The sequence below is a fragment of the Metabacillus sp. 22489 genome (genome assembly GCF_052044855.1).
In the GTDB taxonomy this organism is placed as follows: Bacteria; Bacillota; Bacilli; order Bacillales; family Bacillaceae; genus Metabacillus; species Metabacillus niabensis.
The window spans coordinates 1-17844 of sequence record NZ_JBQENT010000015.1 but is presented as its reverse complement, the minus strand read 5'-3'; the positions used below and the strand labels follow the sequence as shown (position 1 = coordinate 17844).

Sequence of the window (17844 nt, the reverse complement as noted above, 5' to 3'; positions counted from 1 at the left end):
TTTACCTTAAACCGCCACATGTATTTGTTTTTTCGTGTATCGCTGTAATTGCTTTAGCTTCCTAGCATTATCCTTTGACACCTGAAATCGCAACAGATTCGATTATTTGCTTTTGGAAGACGATAAATACAATTAACATTGGTAATAACGATACAACAGATGCAGCCATAATTAGTGGGAAATCACTTTGAATGGCATAGGTAGCATTAAAGTTCGCAATAACAATTTGTAATGTTTGTTTTTCCGGTGAGTTTAAATATAAAATTGGCGCTAAATAATCATTCCATATTGCCATAAACCATAAAATCAATTGTGCAGCAACAGCAGGTCTTACTAATGGGAAAATAATACGATAGAAAATCTTAAAGTATGAGCATCCATCAATTTTTGCTGCTTCAATTACTGAGTTCGGAATACTTGTTAAATACTGCCTTAAGAAGAAAATCATCATAATATTTCCGAATAGCCCAGGAACAATAAGTGGCAATAATGTATCGACCCAGCCAATTTGTGTAAAAATCATAAACTGTGGAATCATTACAACTGGATATGGAATCATCATTGCTGTTAAAAGCAATAAGAACAGTTGATTTTTAAACGGGAAATTCAATTTACCAAACGCAAATGCAGCTAAGGCTGACGTAAATGTACCAATAACCGTTACTGACAATGCGATAATTAAGCTGTTTTTAATCCCACTTAAAAGCGGACCCTTTTCCCAAATTTCTTTGTATTTAATCGGATCAAATGATTCTGGGATCCAAACTGGAGGCAATGCATATACCTCTTGAATGTTTTTAAATGAGGTAGCAACCATCCAAATTAATGGTGCGATCATAAATATTGCACCGATTGTTAAAACGACGAAAATAATAATGTTTGTTATTCGTTCTGTTTGTTTTAAAGATTTATATTTTACTGTTGGTTCGGTTTTCTTTTCTACTACTGCTTCCATTTCTACCACTCCTTTCTCATGCAAAAGCGTCGATTAATCAAGATCGTATGATTGTTTTTCGTTCACTCTAAATTGAATTAACGTTACGATAAAGATGAATATTCCTAATACGACAGCCATTGCAGAACCATAACCCATTTCAAAGTTTCCAAAAGCCTTTTGCCAAATATAGAATACAGCAGTTGCTGAAGAAAACTCTGGACCACCAGTAGGTGTCATAACATTGATCTCTGTAAAGAGCTGTGCCCCTCCGATGATGTTTGTAACAACGATGAAGAATGTAACAGGTTTTACCATTGGTAGAGTAATATTTTTGAATACTTGGAAAGCATTTGCACCATCTAATTTAGCAGCCTCGTAATAAGTTTTCGGAACACTTTGTAATGCCGCTAAATATAAAAGCATACTGTATCCTAAGCCTTTCCATACAGTCATTAAAATTAAGGCTGGTTTTACTGTGTCTTTATTCATTAACCAGCTAGGACCGTCGATTCCGAAGATAGCTAAAAATTGGTTTACTAAACCGAAGTCACCGTTATACGCAAACTGCCATAAAATTGCGACTGCCGCAATCGATGAAATAACAGGGATATAATATATTGTTCTAAATACTTGAGTACCAGGTATGCCGCGGTTTAAACCGATTGCAAGTAATAGCGCTAAAACTAAACCGATTGGAATTCCTAGCATCATAAATACAGTATTGTACAATGCTTTATGGAAGGACTCATCTGTTAACAGGTCAATATAGTTTTGTAAGCCAATCCACGTCATTTGACCTAAACCGTCCCAGTTAGTAAATGAGCCATAAATGGAATAAAGTGCTGGAGCTAATGTAAAAACTAAAAATCCAATAACAGGTGCAGCAATAAAAATATAAGCATTTCTTCGCTCACTACGATATAACTTTGAAGTTGATGTTTTCATTTCTTCTCCCCATTTCTCTTAAAAGGCTACGAGTTAAACCTTAACTACTAGTAGAGAGTTAATAAGTTAAGAGGGTGCTAGCCTATTACTCTAGCACCACAATTCATTAACAGGTTATTTCTTTTTAGCTGTTTCCTCTTGTTGAATTGATTTGTCTAATAATTCTTGCATTTTAGGTTGAGCTTCTTTTACATATTCTTCAGCAGTTTTCTTACCGTCTAAGACAGGTTGAATATTTTTGAAGAATTCATCATACCATTCACCAGTGTAAGTGAAGTTTGTTGGTAAATCACGACCGTATTCGCTAATGATTTGTAAATATTCTTTCTTATTTGCAGGCTTGATTGAAGTATCATTAGCCCATTCTTCTGCTACTTTAGTGTTATTTGGTACTTGAACTTGTTGGTCAACTAATGCTTGTTGTCCTTCTTCATCAGCTGATAAATATAAAGCAAGCTCTGTAGCTAATTCAGGGTGCTTTGTTTTTGCAGATACACCAATTCCTAATGAACCAATCCAAGCACTTGTTTCTCCAGTTGAACCAACAGGCCATGGAAGTAAATCAAATTCAAATTTTAAATCTTTAAATGCTGCTAAGTCCCAAGGAGCAACTGGGAAGAAACCAATTTGTCCTTGCATGAAACGTTGGTACGTATCAAGTGTTTGTCCCTCAGCAATAGAAGGTGTTACACCGTGAACGTTTTGTAAATCAGCGAAAAATTGTAATGCTTCAATGAATTTAGGGTCATCTACTGTTACTTTTGTATGTGTTTCATCTAACCAGTCAGCACCATTACTCCAAACAAATGGTTGTAATGACCAGTTAACATTTAATCCAGTTCCCCATTGGTCAAGCTTTCCATCACCATTGTTATCCTTTGTTAACTGCTTGTTAACTTCTAACCACTCTTCAAGTGTGTATGGCTTGTCCGGATCTGGTAATTCGATACCAGCCTCTTCGAACATTGTTTTGTTATAACCAAGTGCAAATGGTCCTAAGTCTTTCGGTAAACCATAAATCGCGCCTACACCAGCTGTTTCTCCATCATATCGATATTTGTTAATACCAGCTTCCCAAATGCTTTTAACTTGTTCTGATCCTTCAACATCCTTAGTGATATCCTTTAATACACCAGAGTTAACATATGCTTTTAAGTTACCAGGATTGTAGAAGAATACATCAGGTACACTCTTACCAGCAATTGCTGCTTGTAATTTCGTATCGTATTGATCACCAGTTGTTACTACTACTTTTACTTTTACGCCAGGATTTGCTTCTTCAAATTTCTTTACTACATTTTTATAGGCAGTTTGTTCATGAGGTTGTCCACTAAACATGAAAGTTAAATTTTTAGTGCCACCTTCTCCTCCAGAACTATCTTTACTGCCACATGCGCTTAGTACTCCAGCTAACACTACAACGAGAGCTGCTAAAAACATTAATTTGCTTAGCTTCTTCTTTGATTTTTTAAACAATTTAATCCCCCCAAAGCTTATTTGTTAGATAAGAGCCTTACGCAGCAATTTGTAGAATCTTGTCTATATTTTTACAAATTGTTATGTAAGCGCTTCTTTAAATCAATAGTATTATACCTGTTCGTACATGTCAACAACTTTTTTTAAAAATAAGTACATGTAAAAAATATGTCGATCTATATGTACGTACATCTATTGATTTTCCGCCTTTAAACCTGTAAGGATTTATTCTCTTAACAAATTTCAATTGACACTTTAATTAAACTGTTTTTTCTAATTATCATCTAGAATAGTTGCTTCCTCGTAAGTCCTGAATTCCACTCCTAAAATACTCAAGGGAAACAACAGATCAAAAAAAGAGAATGCTTCAAAAGTACATCTGTTACGTAACTCTTGAATCATTCTCTTAGTTTAATTTTCTCTTTTTAACTGTTGAACCGTTTTAAATTTAGCATAATAACTAAAAAAGGCGAAATACGCGATTGCCACACCCATTAGAAATGGCATTAAAAAGGTTAATTTTGTTAAGCAAAGATAAAGAATTGCCAAATTCATAATTCCAACGATTAAGCTTTTCCCTGGGTGGATAATCATAAATATCAAGGCTTGTTTAAAAGCAGGGAACAACTTGATATTATGGTGAACAATCACAGCAAAGAAATACGTTGTAAAAATGAAAAGCAAAAGTAAAATCATTAATAAAATGATTGTTACATATATGTTTTGTTTAACTAAAAAGGCAATATCCGCAATTCCGATCGCCCAAAGTGGTACAAGGATAAGCCCGCCTAGTAAACTCTTTCCATAGTTTTCACGGTATAATGTCCAATACTGTTTAATAATTGAAAAATCATGTTCACCGATAATCCACTTTCTCACAACACCGAACATAGCAGATGTAGCTGGGAAAAACAAAAACGGGGCTAAAACCGCTATGAATAGAAGATTCATAACGATAAATGGGACATCGTCTGTTAACAAAATTGTAAAGACAAAAAAGCTAATCGGCAAATTAAACAATACCCATAAAAAATTAGTTAACGCGAAACGTGTAAACCATTCTAATAGTTTAAAAATCCCTTCAAAAACTGATGTCGATTGCATATCTGTCCCTTCTATCTACTTAAGATTTTCTTAATGATCTCATCATATTCCTTAATAACCAATGAAGGTTGATGATGTGATTGCGGCTTACGATTTCGGTAATTAAACCAAATCGATTTCCACCCCGCTTCAATTGGTGGTGCGATATCATTTTCCCATGTATCGCCAATATATAGACATTTTCCTGCTGATATTTTCACCTGTTTTTGAACATATTCAAATACCCTCTTGTCTGGCTTTGTCAGACCGATGCCATCAGAGATAAAGATGAGTTCATTTGAAATGATACGGTCAAGTTGCAATGCTATTATTTTTGACATTTGATGTTCTACTGGTCCATTCGTGATAATTCCAACAACTTTATCTTGATTTTGCAGCTCTTTAATAATTGATTTCACATGTGGAAATAACTCAATAACTTTTTGTTCATATTGGTAACGTTCTTGAATTTCTATTGCTTGTTCATTTGAAAGATCTATTTCGAATTCTCGAAGAGCGCATTTTAATCTTTCGCTCCGAACCTGCTCTAGGGTCAATTCACCTTTCGTATATGACTTCCAAAGCAAATCACTGTAAAAACGCACTCTTTTATAAATAACCTCATAATTTGCTGGGTCTATTTGTAGTTTCGCGTATTTAAGAGCAGATTGAAAAGGCAATAATTGGTCATACAATGTATCGTCTAAATCGAAAAATATCGCTTCTGCATCTGGAAGATTATACAGCATGATGTGTACCTACAAGCTCATTCCAAAATTTAAGCATTGTATAACGATTTCTTAATAAATGCGCCTCGTTTAAGCTATTTTGAACAAGCTCAGCATCAATTTTTAAATCAGACGGCTGCGTAGGTCCTTTTACCTTCTTTAGTAAATCCCCTACAGTATCTGCATTTGGTAAAGAATCGATTACCTTCTGGATCTCTTCTTGCTTTTCTAAAATTGCTGAAATGATTTCCTTTTGCTTATCCTTTAATTCTGCTAATCTCGTAGAATTGCTTATTAAGTCTTTCACATCATTTTTATAAAGCTTCAAAATTAGCTGTGTTGACACTCCAACCTTTGCTCCATGGAGGACTTGCGGCTTGTCTTGTTTTAAAAATTCCATTTCCCAATAATGTGACAAATGGTGTTCTCCTCCTGATGCTGGTGATGAATGACCAACTAACAGCATCGCTAATCCTGACTCTATAAGTGATTCGATTAAAATTCGAATTCCCTCTTCATTTGCTGCTGCAATGAGATCTACATTGTCGACGCATTTTTTTAACGATGCCTCGGTTATCGATGCTGATAAAGAACAATATGGTTCACCTGCCGTTAAATGTGAGAACCTCCAATCAGCAAGCGAGGTGAATTTTGCTAGCATGTCACCAAAACCAGCAGCAATCATTTCCTGTGGCGCTTCTTTTAAAATCGTCAAATCCGCAAAAATCGCAATTGGGGACTGCATTTGATACGTTGTTTTTACCCCTTTAATGACTACAGGAGCACCCATTGAATTAAACCCGTCAACAGAAGGGGCTGTCGGAACAGAAATGAATGGTTTCCCCATTTTAAAGCTGGAAAACCTCGTAATATCATGAATTGTACCAGAGCCTACTGCAATGACAACCTCAGAATCCTGTGATATCCCTAACATCGCTTCAATAAGTGCGATTTCATTTGCGATTACATCACCTTGTTCATTCGGCTGAATCAAAACGACTTCAGTTTTTACATTAGATGCATTTAACGCATCTGATAGCTTTTGCCCCGCAACATTAAATGTAATCTTATCTGCTACAATGGAAACTTTGCGATATGACTTGCTTCTCATGTATGAACTTGCTTGTTCTAAAGCATCATGACTAACGACAATTTCCTCAATTGTACACTCAAAATGATCGTTACCACATGAACAATCCTTGGCAAGATTTGAAAGCTCAGTTACTGAAAGCATTAAAAATTCCTCCTTTTTCTCTGTTCAATTCAACAGCCAAAAGTATGTTTCTGCTTCAAATTCCCTTAAATAACATACTTCGATTCATTAGAATTTTTAGAAATGGCACTTGTAGAATTTCTTATGACAATTTCGGGTTCGTAAACCTTTTGTCTCGTTTCCTCCCAATCACCATTTTCAACTGCAGATACGATCCACTTCGCTGCTTCAATTCCCATATCCATCTTTGGATGAGTAACAGATGTTAACTTTATTTCACTTGCCTCTGCTAAATAAGAATCATCATACCCAACAATTGACAATTCCTCAGGCACTTTAATTTCAAGATCCCTTAATACATTTAGCACTTTAATGGCAATTTCATCATTGTAACAAACAATTCCCGTCGGTTTCTCGTCTGAAACGAGTATATCCTTCAATTTTTGAAGATATGATCCTTCTTTTTCCTCAGTTGTATACGTAACAATCATTTCTGGGAAAAACTGAATATTATTTTCACGAAATGCTCTAATAAAGCCTTGCATCCGGTTTAACCCTTGATTATCGTCACTTTTAAAAATCCCGATAACTTTCGTATGACCAAGTTTTATTAAATGGTCCGTTGCGATAAAACCGCCTTTTTCATCATCAAGAATTATATTAGGAGGATTTAATTGTGGATAATATTGATTGATCATTAAATAGGGAATTTGGTTTTGTTCCATTTCAAGATAATAATGAAGGTTTGGATTATAGCTACTACTTCTTGTTGGTTCTACGATTAAGCCATCAATATTTCGGCTTAACATCGCTTCTAAACATTGCTTTTCCTTTTCAGGATCATTATCCGTACACGCAAATGTTAATGAGTAGCCATGTGATGATAGGTATGATTCAATTCCTTTAATAATTGATGGGAAAATATAATCAGAAATATAGGTTGTAATAACACCAATATTTTTTCCTGTCGAGCTTACTGGCTGAATTTGGATTTGTTCACGTCGGTTCGATACAAATGTACCTGCCCCTTGCTCACGATATAACCAGCCTTCATGAACTAAGTCTCCAACAGCCTGCCTCACCGTATGTCGACTTACTTCGAACATTTTTACTAGCTCATTTTCCGAATATATTTTTTCTCCAGGTAAAACCTTTCCTTCATCTATCCATTCTTTTATTTGATTTTTAACCATGCTTGCTTTTGTTTGTTGAGCCATTATGTCACCACTTTCAGCTTGTATGTTACGAATTTAACTTATTCGTACAACTAAAAACATTATACACTAAGAATTGAGATTTTTAAAAGATTCTTTCTTCTATCAACTATTTATTCCGAAAAGCGGAAGTGCCTCGCTTAGCCCCGACAAGCATAAGACACAAAAGAAATGAAGATGCTCTATATCTTCAATTCTTTTGTGGCTTATGACCTCGAGGGGCTAGGCACTGGAGCTAGACATCCCGAAAAGCGGAAGTGCCTTGGTCAGTCCTGACAAGCTTAATACGCATAAGAAATGAAGGTGTTCTTTCATCAATTCTGATGCGGCTTGGACTCGATAGGCTAGACATATGCGAAATACACATGTACGTTCCACGGTAAAAAACAATCATAGCAATCGTTCGCAATGATTTTATATAAATTTTTACCTTTTTATTATTAATTACAAATATAAGCTTGTCCAATTGATCAATATAAAGATGCAAACAAGTTCACTTTATCACCTATACTATTTTCAGAATAACTTCTCTTTCCATTTACAAAAATGAGTTGACTACTTATTAGTCAACTCATTTCGATAATCCGTACTTATTAACAGACGTTATGCTGCTTTGTTTTTATTATAAATATCGAATGCAACAGCTGCTAATAAAACTAACCCTTTAATTCCTTGTTGCCAGTCAACACCTAAACCTAATAAGGACATCCCGTTATTCATAATCCCCATAACGAGACCACCAATAATTGCTCCAGGTACAGTTCCTATTCCACCGTAAGCAGATGCTCCTCCAATAAAGCAAGCTGCAATGGCATCAAGTTCAAATAGGTTACCAGCTTTTGGTGTAGCCGCATTTAAACGGGCTGCAAAAAGTAAGCCTGATAATGCAGATAAAACACCCATATTCACAAATACCCAAAATGTCATCCGTTTTGTTTTAATCCCTGACAATTGAGCAGCCTTCTCATTTCCACCAATTGCATAGACATGTCTACCAGCTTTGGTTTTATTCGTAATAAATGTATAAAGGACAATTAATATCGCTAAGATGATTAAAATATTTGGAATTCCTTCATATGCAGCTAGAACATATGTGAATACATTTAACACGGCAACCATACCGATAAGCTTTAAAATAAACAATCCTTTTGGCTGAACATCAAATTGGTATTTTACTTGTGTGCTTCTAGCTCTCAGCTGAGTAATGATAATGATGACAGATAACACAATACCAATGATAATTGTTAATAGATGTAAGGATGAGGCACCACCAATATCAGGAATAAATCCAGAGCTTATCTTTTGGAATGATTCCGGAAATGGAGCAATTGATTTTCCTTCTAGGACAATCATTGTTAAGCCTCTAAAGAGAAGCATACCAGCTAACGTTACGATAAATGCTGGGATTTTTACATAAGCTATCCAAAAGCCTTGCCAAGCTCCAATCAATGCACCGACTAATAATGATACGATAACCGCAACAAACATTGGCATTTCATAATTTACCATTAGAATGGCCGCAACCGCCCCAACAAAGGCTGCAACTGATCCGACCGATAAGTCAATATGCCCCGTTATAATAACCAATACCATTCCGACAGCTAAAACTAATATATAGCTATTTTGTAAAATCAAATTCGTAATATTTAAAGGTTTCAACAACAGTCCATTTGTTAAAATCTCGAAAAGAACCATAATGAATACTAAAGCAATAATCATACTATATTGTCTCATATTATTGCGGAGCAATGATTTAAAAGGAGATTCATTGCCTAAACTAGGTTGATTGTTTTGAATTGGTGTTTGCATGAAAATTACCCCCTTACCTTACTTTTAGTCATATAAGTCATTAGAACTTCTTGATTTGCTTCCGCTCTTGTCACTTCACCGGTGATCCTACCTTCATTTAACGTATAAATTCGATCACACATCCCTAATAGCTCAGGAAGCTCTGACGAAATCATTAAAATTCCTTTACCCTCACTCACTAACTCATTGATGATCGTGTAAATCTCATATTTTGCCCCAACATCGATTCCTCGTGTTGGCTCATCTAAAATTAAGATATCAGGCTCAGAATAAATCCATTTACTAAGAACAATTTTTTGCTGGTTCCCACCGCTAAGATTTCCTGCCTTTTGAAAAATACTTGGTGTTTTAATTCTCAGCTTTTTACGATATTCTTCAGCTACTGAAATTTCCTTATTTCTATCTAAGATAAAGTTTTTCGAAATTTTATTAAGGTTCGGGAGTGAAATATTTTGTTTAATATCATCGATTAAAATTAAACCGTTTCCTTTTCGGTCCTCAGAAACATAGGCTAAGCCATTATCGATTGCTGTTGCAACATCAGGTATTTCTACCTGCTTCCCATCCTTAATGATTTCTCCACTTATCTTTTTCCCGTACGTTTTACCAAAAATACTCATTGCTAGCTCTGTTCGCCCTGCTCCCATTAGTCCTGCTATCCCAACAATCTCTCCTTGGCGAATATGAAGGTTCACATCGTCAATGACCTTTCGTTCAGTGTGTAACGGGTGGTACACATTCCAATTTTTCACTTCAAATATTGTCTTCCCGATTTTTGGTGTTCGCTCTGGATAACGATTTGTTAAATCTCTTCCAACCATCCCTTTAATAATTCGATCCTCATTGACCTTATCTTTTTTCACATCCAATGTTTCAATTGTTTGGCCATCGCGAATAATTGTTATTGAATCAGCAACCTTCTCAATTTCATTTAATTTATGAGAGATAATAATTGCTGACATCCCTTGCTCTTTAAACGCTAATAGTAGATTCAATAAATTTTCGCTATCATCTTCATTTAACGAAGCAGTTGGTTCATCAAGGATAAGCAGCTTTACTTCCTTCGATAATGCCTTTGCTATTTCTACTAGCTGCTGCTTTCCAACCCCAATCGAATCTACTTTTGTATTAGGTGATTCCTCCAAGCCAACTTTTTTCAGCAACTCTCTCGTTTTCATCGTTGTTACATTCCAATTAATTACACCGCTTTTAGCAATTTCATTACCGAGAAAAATATTTTCTGCAATCGATAGCTCTGGGATTAACGCCAATTCCTGATGGATAATGACGATACCAAATTCCTCACTCTGCTTAATATCCTTAAACGTACATACTTGATTTTGAAAGAGAATATCTCCTGTATACGTACCATAAGGATAAACACCGCTTAATACCTTCATTAAAGTTGATTTCCCTGCCCCGTTTTCTCCACATAACGCATGGATTTCTCCTTCGCGGACCTTTAAATTAACATTATCGAGAGCTTTTACCCCGGGAAATTCTTTTGTAATGTTTCGCATTTCTAATATGATGTTTGACATCTTTTCATTCACCTACTCTCCCTTATTGTCCAAGCTGCTCCTTCGTATAATAGCCACTATCTACTAAAACAGACTCATAGTTTGTAATGTCAACAGAAACTGGGTTTAAAAGATAAGCAGGAACGATTTTTTTCCCGTTATGATATGTTTCCGTATCATTTACCTCCGCTTCTTTTCCATTCAGAAGTGAATCCGCCATTTCTACAGCCTTCTTAGCTAGTTCACGTGTATCTTTAAAAACGGTTTGTGTTTGTTGTTTATTAATAATCGATTTGATTGATGCAAGCTCAGCATCCTGTCCTGTTATGACAGGCATCGGCTTTTCAGCACTTCCATAGCCAATACCTTTTAATGAGGAAATGACTCCAATGCTTATTCCATCATATGGTGAAAGAACAGCATCAACTCGTTCTGATGAGTAATATGCACTAAGTAAATTATCCATCCGTGATTGTGCAAGTGCTCCATCCCATCTTAATGTAGCTCCTTGATTAAACTTTGTTTGATTACTTCTTACGACTAGCTTGCCTGATTTAATATAAGGTTCAAGAACTGACATCGCTCCATCAAAAAAGAAGTAAGCATTATTATCATCAGGAGAACCGGCAAAGATTTCGATATTAAACGGACCATCCTTTTCCTTTAAGCCTAGCTTTTCTTCGATATAAGTTCCTTGTAAAACTCCAACCTTGAAATTATCAAATGTTGCATAATAGTCGACATACTCGCTATGTTGAATTAAACGGTCATAAGAGATAACCTTTATTCCGCGTTTGTTAGCACGTTCTAAAACACTTGTCATACCAGAACGGTCATCAATCGGTGCAATAACGAGAACATCAACACCTTTTGTAATCATATTTTCGATTTGTGCTGTCTGATTTTCGATAACATCCTCCGCATACTGTAAATCTGTTTTATACCCTAGCTCTTCAAATAATCTTTTCATGTTTTCGCCATCATTGACCCATCTCTCAGATGATTTCGTAGGCATTGAAATACCAATATACCCCTTTGTTTCACCATTCACCTCATCTATCCCACAGCCTGATAAGGCAATAAGTAAGATAAATACTAAGAATAATGTAAACGATTTCTTTTTCACGTGTGCCTCCCCCTTTCTCCTTAACTAGCAAAAGATCTCGCTTTAATGTAAGTGCTATCATTTTGCTAATCAATAAAGCTGTTAAGAAATTACTAAAAATATACCATCAAAAAAATAGTAGGTCTTTTCAATAAAATAACTATTTTTATAAAAAATTAACTTTTATTTAAACGCTTTCATTACTTTTTTTGTAAAAATCATTAAATCGTGAGTTCAACGGCAAAAAGGCTTAGAGAATATCTTCGCTAAGCTCGTTTCCTACATTCATTTTATCTATCCTAATTTCCTTTAAATACAAAAAGGGTAGCAGCTACCCCTTTCACAATAATATTAATTTCGTGGATCTACATAATCAGGATAATCAGTAATAATTGCATCAACATTCATTTCAAAAAGAAAGTCTGCTGCTTCTTGACTTCTTACCGTCCATGAGCCAATTTTCATACCAAGAGAATGAACTTGATTCACTAATTCTTCTGTAACAATACCATAGCTTGGGTTAAACCAATCTGCATAAGTAGAAAATTCTTGTAATGCTTCTGTTGTTGTATCTGCTCTGTTAGAAGTTAATACACCAACTGGAACCTTAGGAAGAAGGTCGTTTACCTTTTTCATCGATTCAAAATTAAAAGACTGTATAATGATTTTTTCGTTTTGTGGCTTATCTAGATTTCGTTCCTTTAATGCCTTTGCTACTTGCTCTTCAATTCCAGGATAAAGCTCTGGAGCCTTTAATTCTATTAAAATTCCAACCTTCCCATGGTAACGCTCTAATATCTCTTCAAATGTTGGGATTTGCTCTCCAACAAATTGTTCTCCTTTCCAGCTACCCGCATCAAGACTTCTTAGCTGATCAAATGTTAAATCGCCAACTTTTCCTGTTCCATCTGTTGTCCGATCGACTGTCGTGTCATGGATTAATACTAATTTGCCATCTTTACTTCTTTGCACATCGATTTCAATATAATCGGCTTTCATCTCAACAGCTAAATCAAATGCAGCAATTGTATTTTCAGGTGCATAACCTGTTGCTCCACGGTGTGCTACATTATCCACCTGTTTTCTTTCGCCAACTGTTGGACTTTCTGCAAAAGCTTGATTGAACGAGCCGAATAATAATGAAAAAGCAACCCCTGCACCTACTAATAATTTTTTGCTCATTTTCTTCATCTCCTATTCTATATTGTGTACAAATTAATTCTAGAAATAGTATGTTGAGCTAGTTAGTAGAAATATTTAAAGATTGATGAAGATTATGTTAACAAAATTCCATCTAATTCCTTAATTTTATTTACAAATTTTTTATCGATTTAATAGAATCGAAATAGACGTCTCTACGCCATTATACCTATGACTTATGATTTCTGAATATGTGAGCCCCTCTATAAACCTTTTAGATACTAAGTCGTTTTAGAACATCAAAGATATATATAGTTTAAAAAAATCAAAAGACTAAATCTATTAGATTTAGCCTTTCAAGCTATAGCATCATATTTTGCTTCCGATACTTAATCGGAGATACCCCAGTTACCTTTTTGAAAGCGGTACTAAAATAATGCTGGGTATCATATCCAACCATTTCAGCAATTTCAACGATTGGCATATCTGTTTGATTCAATAATTCAATTGACTTTTGAATTCTCATATTTGTAACGAATCTGACAAACGAAACGCCTAATTCCTGCTTGATTATTCGGCTTAAATAGACAGGTGAAACGTGGAGATGGCTTGCGACACGTTCTAATGTTAACGAAGGGTCTGTGTAATTTTCCGTGATAAACTGTTTTGCTCGTCTCACGATTGGCGATATTGCTGCTTCATTTTCCAATTCATCACTCAATAGCTGGTAGACTTCCTGTACAGAACCGACACTTTCCTCAATATGCTTTTTTACAATATTCACAGACATTTGAAGTGCTTGATAAAGATCATGTTCAATTTGGCACCAATTTTGCTCTTGGTAATCATCCCAAATAATCACGACAAAACGCTCTGACACATCTAAAAACAGAATATGGTGTTTTGCTTCTAAGTGACATGTTATCTCATTTCGGATAGAAGTAAGAATGATTCCTTTCTCTTTTTCATTAAGGAAAGGTTTTTTTGCACTATATTCCGGACAATGGATCATAACAAGCTGTTTTGGGATTTCCATTGGAAGCTCAAGAAAGCTGAGCTGTCTTTGAACTTCAGCATCTTCTAGTTTTCCCTCACTCCATTCTCTAGCAAACTTCTCACGGAGCAAAGGCATATTTTTTGCAAGCTGGCTTGATGCAATGCTTAATAGTTCATCTTGTTTAACGAATTCTTCTAGCTGTTTTTTCACCCCTAGAAGTACTTCCCTCAGCTGAAGTGGATCTGCAGGCTTTAAAATATAATCTGTTACCTGTAATCTAACAGCCTCTTGTGCATATTTAAACTCATCATGTCCTGTAATAATCACTACTTTACAGCTTGGAAGCTTGTTACGAATTTCCTTAATCAAGCTCAAGCCGTTCATAATTGGCATATTTAAATCAACTAATAAAATATCTACCTGATATTTTAGCGAAAGTTCCAAAGCCTCTTCTCCATCTTCCGCCTCAGCGATAACATTCATACTAAGTGAAGACCAATCGACAGAGTCGCGTATTCCTTCACGAATAATCGGTTCGTCGTCTGCTATAAGCACATTCCAAACGGTTTTTTTCATCGGCAAATCCTCCTCTCTACACGATTATTTCGGTCGTTCCTTTTCTATCGGTAAAACAATTGTAACAGTTGTTCCATTCGCAATTTCGCTATCTATTGAAATCCCATAAGCTTCACCATACGTTAGCTTCAAACGCGATTGAACATTCATCATTCCATAGCCAAAATCCGCTACTGCTCCCTGTTTATTTTGTGTGTCGACGTTGTTCAACTTTTGTCTTATCAATTGCAGGCGATCACTTTCAATACCTTTCCCATCATCCTTCACGGTAATGACGAATGTATTGTTCGAGACCTGCGCTTCAATATGAATATGTCCTGGCCCTTTTCTTTCTTTAATCCCATGATAAATAGCATTTTCAACAATCGGTTGAAGTATGAGCTTCACAATCATGAAATCATTAGTTTTCGGGTCTATCTCGAGCGTATAATTTAATTTGTCACGATATCTTGCTTTTTGGATTTTTAAATAGCTTTTAATATGCTCAATTTCCTCTGAAAATAAGATAATGTCATTTCCTTTATTTAAGCCAATGCGAAACAGCTTAGATAATGAGGCAACTACTTCTGCAACATCTACTGCCCCTTGCTTTCTAGCCATCCAGCTAATCGTATCCAACGTATTATACAGAAAATGAGGCTTTATATGGGCTTGGAGACTGCGGAGCTCCGCCTCTCGTTTTTGCCGCTCTTGACGTTCCGTTAGCTTTAGTAGCTCATTTATCTTTATAATCATCAGATTAAAGCTTCGTCCAAGCATCCCAATTTCATCTTCTCTGTCCCCTTTATAGCGAATATCAAGATTACCTGATTCAACTTTTTTCATAAAAGACATCAATTGGACGATTGGCTGAGACATCGAATTTGAAAGATAATAGGATGCTGTCACACCGAATAACACGACTAAAAATACAAAGCAAATGACGAATAGATGAATCGTTCTTACCTCAACAACCGATTCATTTGATGAGAAAATCCCAACGGTTGTCCAATTTGTAAACGGTTGCTTTTGATAGATAAATTGCAGCTTATCCCCATCTATCTCTTCGGAAAAAAATCCTGAGTCCTCAACATTTAGTAAACGCTTTGGAACCTCGTTAATTAACGGATTGGCCGGTGCATAAATTTGTTCTCCTTCTTCATCAATCACCATAAGATAGCCAGATTTTCCTAATTTCACGTTTTTTGTAGCCTCTGCAATGACGCGTAATTTTAAATCGATCAATACAACTCCTAATACCTTTTGAGTTTCCGGCTCGATAATCGCACGGACAACAGTAACAACCTCGCTGTTTTTATAATTTACATGACTCGCAAGGCTTCGCTCTTTTGGATGACCGATAATTTTAACGATCCCTTCATTTGCTACCGCTTCCTTATACCAAGATTCTTTCGTAAGATCCTTATTTCCCCTCGTGTATAAATCATTACTAATATACTCTCCCTGACTGTTAACGACTAAAATGCTTGCAACTTCTGGGTAAAGTGTCGATAACCCTTGCATAAATTGCCTTATCGAATAATCCTCATCCTCAGTAAAAGCACTATTTTGCTCAGTAAGAAATTCTTTTATTTCCGGATCCATTGATAAAAGATAGCTTATATTTTGCATATTGCTAGCATATGATTCAAGCTTCTTATTTACTTGATCAATTAATTGTAACGTATGCTCCGTTTCTTGCTTATCAATGATTCGCTCAACCGTATATCCTGTTAAGCTGCCTAAACCAATTGAAGGAAGGATACTAATAATGAGCAATAGGGCGATGATTTTATGTCTGATCGGAAAATTATTTAGTTTGAATGCTCTATGGATCATGAATGTTCAACTCTCGATCGTTTTATTTCACTCTGCATAAAAGTCTTCCACATTTTCTTTTGTTACAATTGATATCCCTGTATCTACATATTTAGGTAAAATCGATGTTTCATTGCTTATATTGTTTGATGCCATTTCTTGATTATATTGATAAAGAAACTGTAATGACCAATAGCCCATATTCCATGTTCCTTGCGCGAGTGATGCAGAAATATCCCCCTCATGAATTTTATCAAGCGTTTGCTTATCCGTATCAAAGCTAATAATCTTTATGTCATTGCCTTTGTTTGTCGATTTTTTTGCATTAGCAATGCCTACCCCACCATTTGCCTCTGTTGTAAAAATACCTTTTATTTCAGGATAATCCTTGATTATTTCCGATGCGGCCTTTTCCGATTGAAGCTGATCGCCTTTACCATCTTTAATCGCCACTACCTCCATATTTGGATATTGCTTTTCAATTGTTTCGACGAAACCATCTGTTCTTTCCTTATGATTTAGCTGATTTGGCAAGGTTATGACCCCAACCTTTCCTTTCCTACCTAGTAATTCAGCCATTTTATGTGCACCGGTTTCACCAGCCGAGAAATTATTTGTACCTAAAAAGGAAAAAGCCTTACTCCTTGGAGCATCTGAATCGAATAAAACAACAGGAATCCCTGCTTCAACAGCTTTGTTAATTGTTGTATTTAATTCATGAGGATTTATTGCAGAAATCGCAATACCTGCTGGCTTTTTAGCAATTACCTGTTCAAGGACAGTAATTTGCTCATGTGAGTCATACTGTGTTGCCCCGCGATATTCCGTCGATACATCTAATTCATTTGCTGCATCCTCAAATCCTTTTATCGCATTTTTCCAATAATCAATCCCTGCCTGAAACGTAACCATCACATATTCCCTTCCGTTATCATTCAATTCAGTCTGCTCTGGACGGAAAAGACTTGTTAGAGGTTGCTTTAAGTGATAGGCATAAACATAAAGAAAAAATAGGAAAAATAAAAGTGCATATACGATTAAAAGCTTTTTCACTTGTCGACACCTCTATTACTACCTTTTTAGTTTTCATTATACACATGTATAGTTACTCGTTCATTCCCTTATTGTAGCAATAAGAGATTTGTAAGGGAATAACCTAAAAACCCTTTCCTATTAAGGAAAGGGTCAGACTGTAGACAAACTCGATAAAATCGAGTTTGCATACAGTCTTTTTTTATTTAAAATATTTATTAATAGATATTTTAGAGGTGATGGATAATGATGACAAGAAACAATAATACTGA

Annotated in this window: 14 protein-coding genes; all 14 read right to left on the bottom strand. The window is 35.6% G+C overall.

The window, feature by feature from the left end; all coding sequences use genetic code 11:
- Window positions 1-67 precede the first annotated feature (67 nt).
- Window positions 68-955: a carbohydrate ABC transporter permease gene (locus ACTJJ9_RS10920; protein ID WP_145581790.1), complete on the bottom strand. Its 888-nt coding sequence runs from the start codon at window positions 953-955 to the stop codon at window positions 68-70.
- Between the two features lie 33 nt (window positions 956-988).
- On the bottom strand, window positions 989-1882 hold the full coding sequence (locus ACTJJ9_RS10915) for a carbohydrate ABC transporter permease (RefSeq protein WP_145581789.1): 894 nt from the start codon (window positions 1880-1882) through the stop codon (window positions 989-991).
- Between the two features lie 114 nt (window positions 1883-1996).
- On the bottom strand, window positions 1997-3322 hold the full coding sequence (locus ACTJJ9_RS10910) for a sugar ABC transporter substrate-binding protein (RefSeq protein ID WP_145581829.1): 1326 nt from the start codon (window positions 3320-3322) through the stop codon (window positions 1997-1999).
- A gap of 447 nt (window positions 3323-3769) precedes the next feature.
- On the bottom strand, window positions 3770-4462 hold the full coding sequence (locus ACTJJ9_RS10905; protein ID WP_145581788.1) for a DUF624 domain-containing protein: 693 nt from the start codon (window positions 4460-4462) through the stop codon (window positions 3770-3772).
- A gap of 11 nt (window positions 4463-4473) precedes the next feature.
- On the bottom strand, window positions 4474-5190 hold the full coding sequence (locus ACTJJ9_RS10900) for an HAD family hydrolase (RefSeq protein ID WP_145581787.1): 717 nt from the start codon (window positions 5188-5190) through the stop codon (window positions 4474-4476).
- Window positions 5180-6403, bottom strand: a complete 1224-nt coding sequence (locus ACTJJ9_RS10895) for a sn-glycerol-1-phosphate dehydrogenase (RefSeq protein WP_145581786.1) — start codon at window positions 6401-6403, stop codon at window positions 5180-5182. The genes ACTJJ9_RS10900 and ACTJJ9_RS10895 overlap by 11 nt, the downstream gene beginning before the upstream one ends.
- A 65-nt stretch (window positions 6404-6468) precedes the next feature.
- Window positions 6469-7599 carry a GntR family transcriptional regulator gene (locus tag ACTJJ9_RS10890; RefSeq protein WP_145581785.1) on the bottom strand — a complete coding sequence of 377 codons (1131 nt, stop codon included), beginning with the start codon at window positions 7597-7599 and terminating at the stop codon, window positions 6469-6471.
- Window positions 7600-8199: 600 nt separating this feature from the next.
- Window positions 8200-9405 carry a multiple monosaccharide ABC transporter permease gene (mmsB, locus tag ACTJJ9_RS10885; RefSeq protein WP_145581784.1) on the bottom strand — a complete coding sequence of 402 codons (1206 nt, stop codon included), beginning with the start codon at window positions 9403-9405 and terminating at the stop codon, window positions 8200-8202.
- A gap of 5 nt (window positions 9406-9410) precedes the next feature.
- On the bottom strand, window positions 9411-10946 hold the full coding sequence (gene mmsA, locus ACTJJ9_RS10880; protein ID WP_440768658.1) for a multiple monosaccharide ABC transporter ATP-binding protein: 1536 nt from the start codon (window positions 10944-10946) through the stop codon (window positions 9411-9413).
- Window positions 10947-10968: 22 nt separating this feature from the next.
- Entirely contained in the window at window positions 10969-12015 is a 1047-nt protein-coding gene (gene chvE / locus ACTJJ9_RS10875; protein ID WP_249922068.1) for a multiple monosaccharide ABC transporter substrate-binding protein, read from the bottom strand.
- Between the two features lie 366 nt (window positions 12016-12381).
- On the bottom strand, window positions 12382-13212 hold the full coding sequence (locus ACTJJ9_RS10870; protein ID WP_145581781.1) for a glycerophosphodiester phosphodiesterase: 831 nt from the start codon (window positions 13210-13212) through the stop codon (window positions 12382-12384).
- A 319-nt stretch (window positions 13213-13531) separates the two neighbouring features.
- The gene (locus ACTJJ9_RS10865) at window positions 13532-14743 is read right to left on the bottom strand and encodes a response regulator transcription factor (RefSeq protein ID WP_145581780.1); all 1212 of its coding nucleotides are present in this window, start codon (window positions 14741-14743) and stop codon (window positions 13532-13534) included.
- A 24-nt stretch (window positions 14744-14767) separates the two neighbouring features.
- Window positions 14768-16561: a cache domain-containing sensor histidine kinase gene (locus ACTJJ9_RS10860; protein ID WP_145581779.1), complete on the bottom strand. Its 1794-nt coding sequence runs from the start codon at window positions 16559-16561 to the stop codon at window positions 14768-14770.
- A 27-nt stretch (window positions 16562-16588) separates the two neighbouring features.
- Window positions 16589-17593: a substrate-binding domain-containing protein gene (locus ACTJJ9_RS10855; protein ID WP_145581778.1), complete on the bottom strand. Its 1005-nt coding sequence runs from the start codon at window positions 17591-17593 to the stop codon at window positions 16589-16591.
- Window positions 17594-17844: the final 251 nt, after the last annotated feature.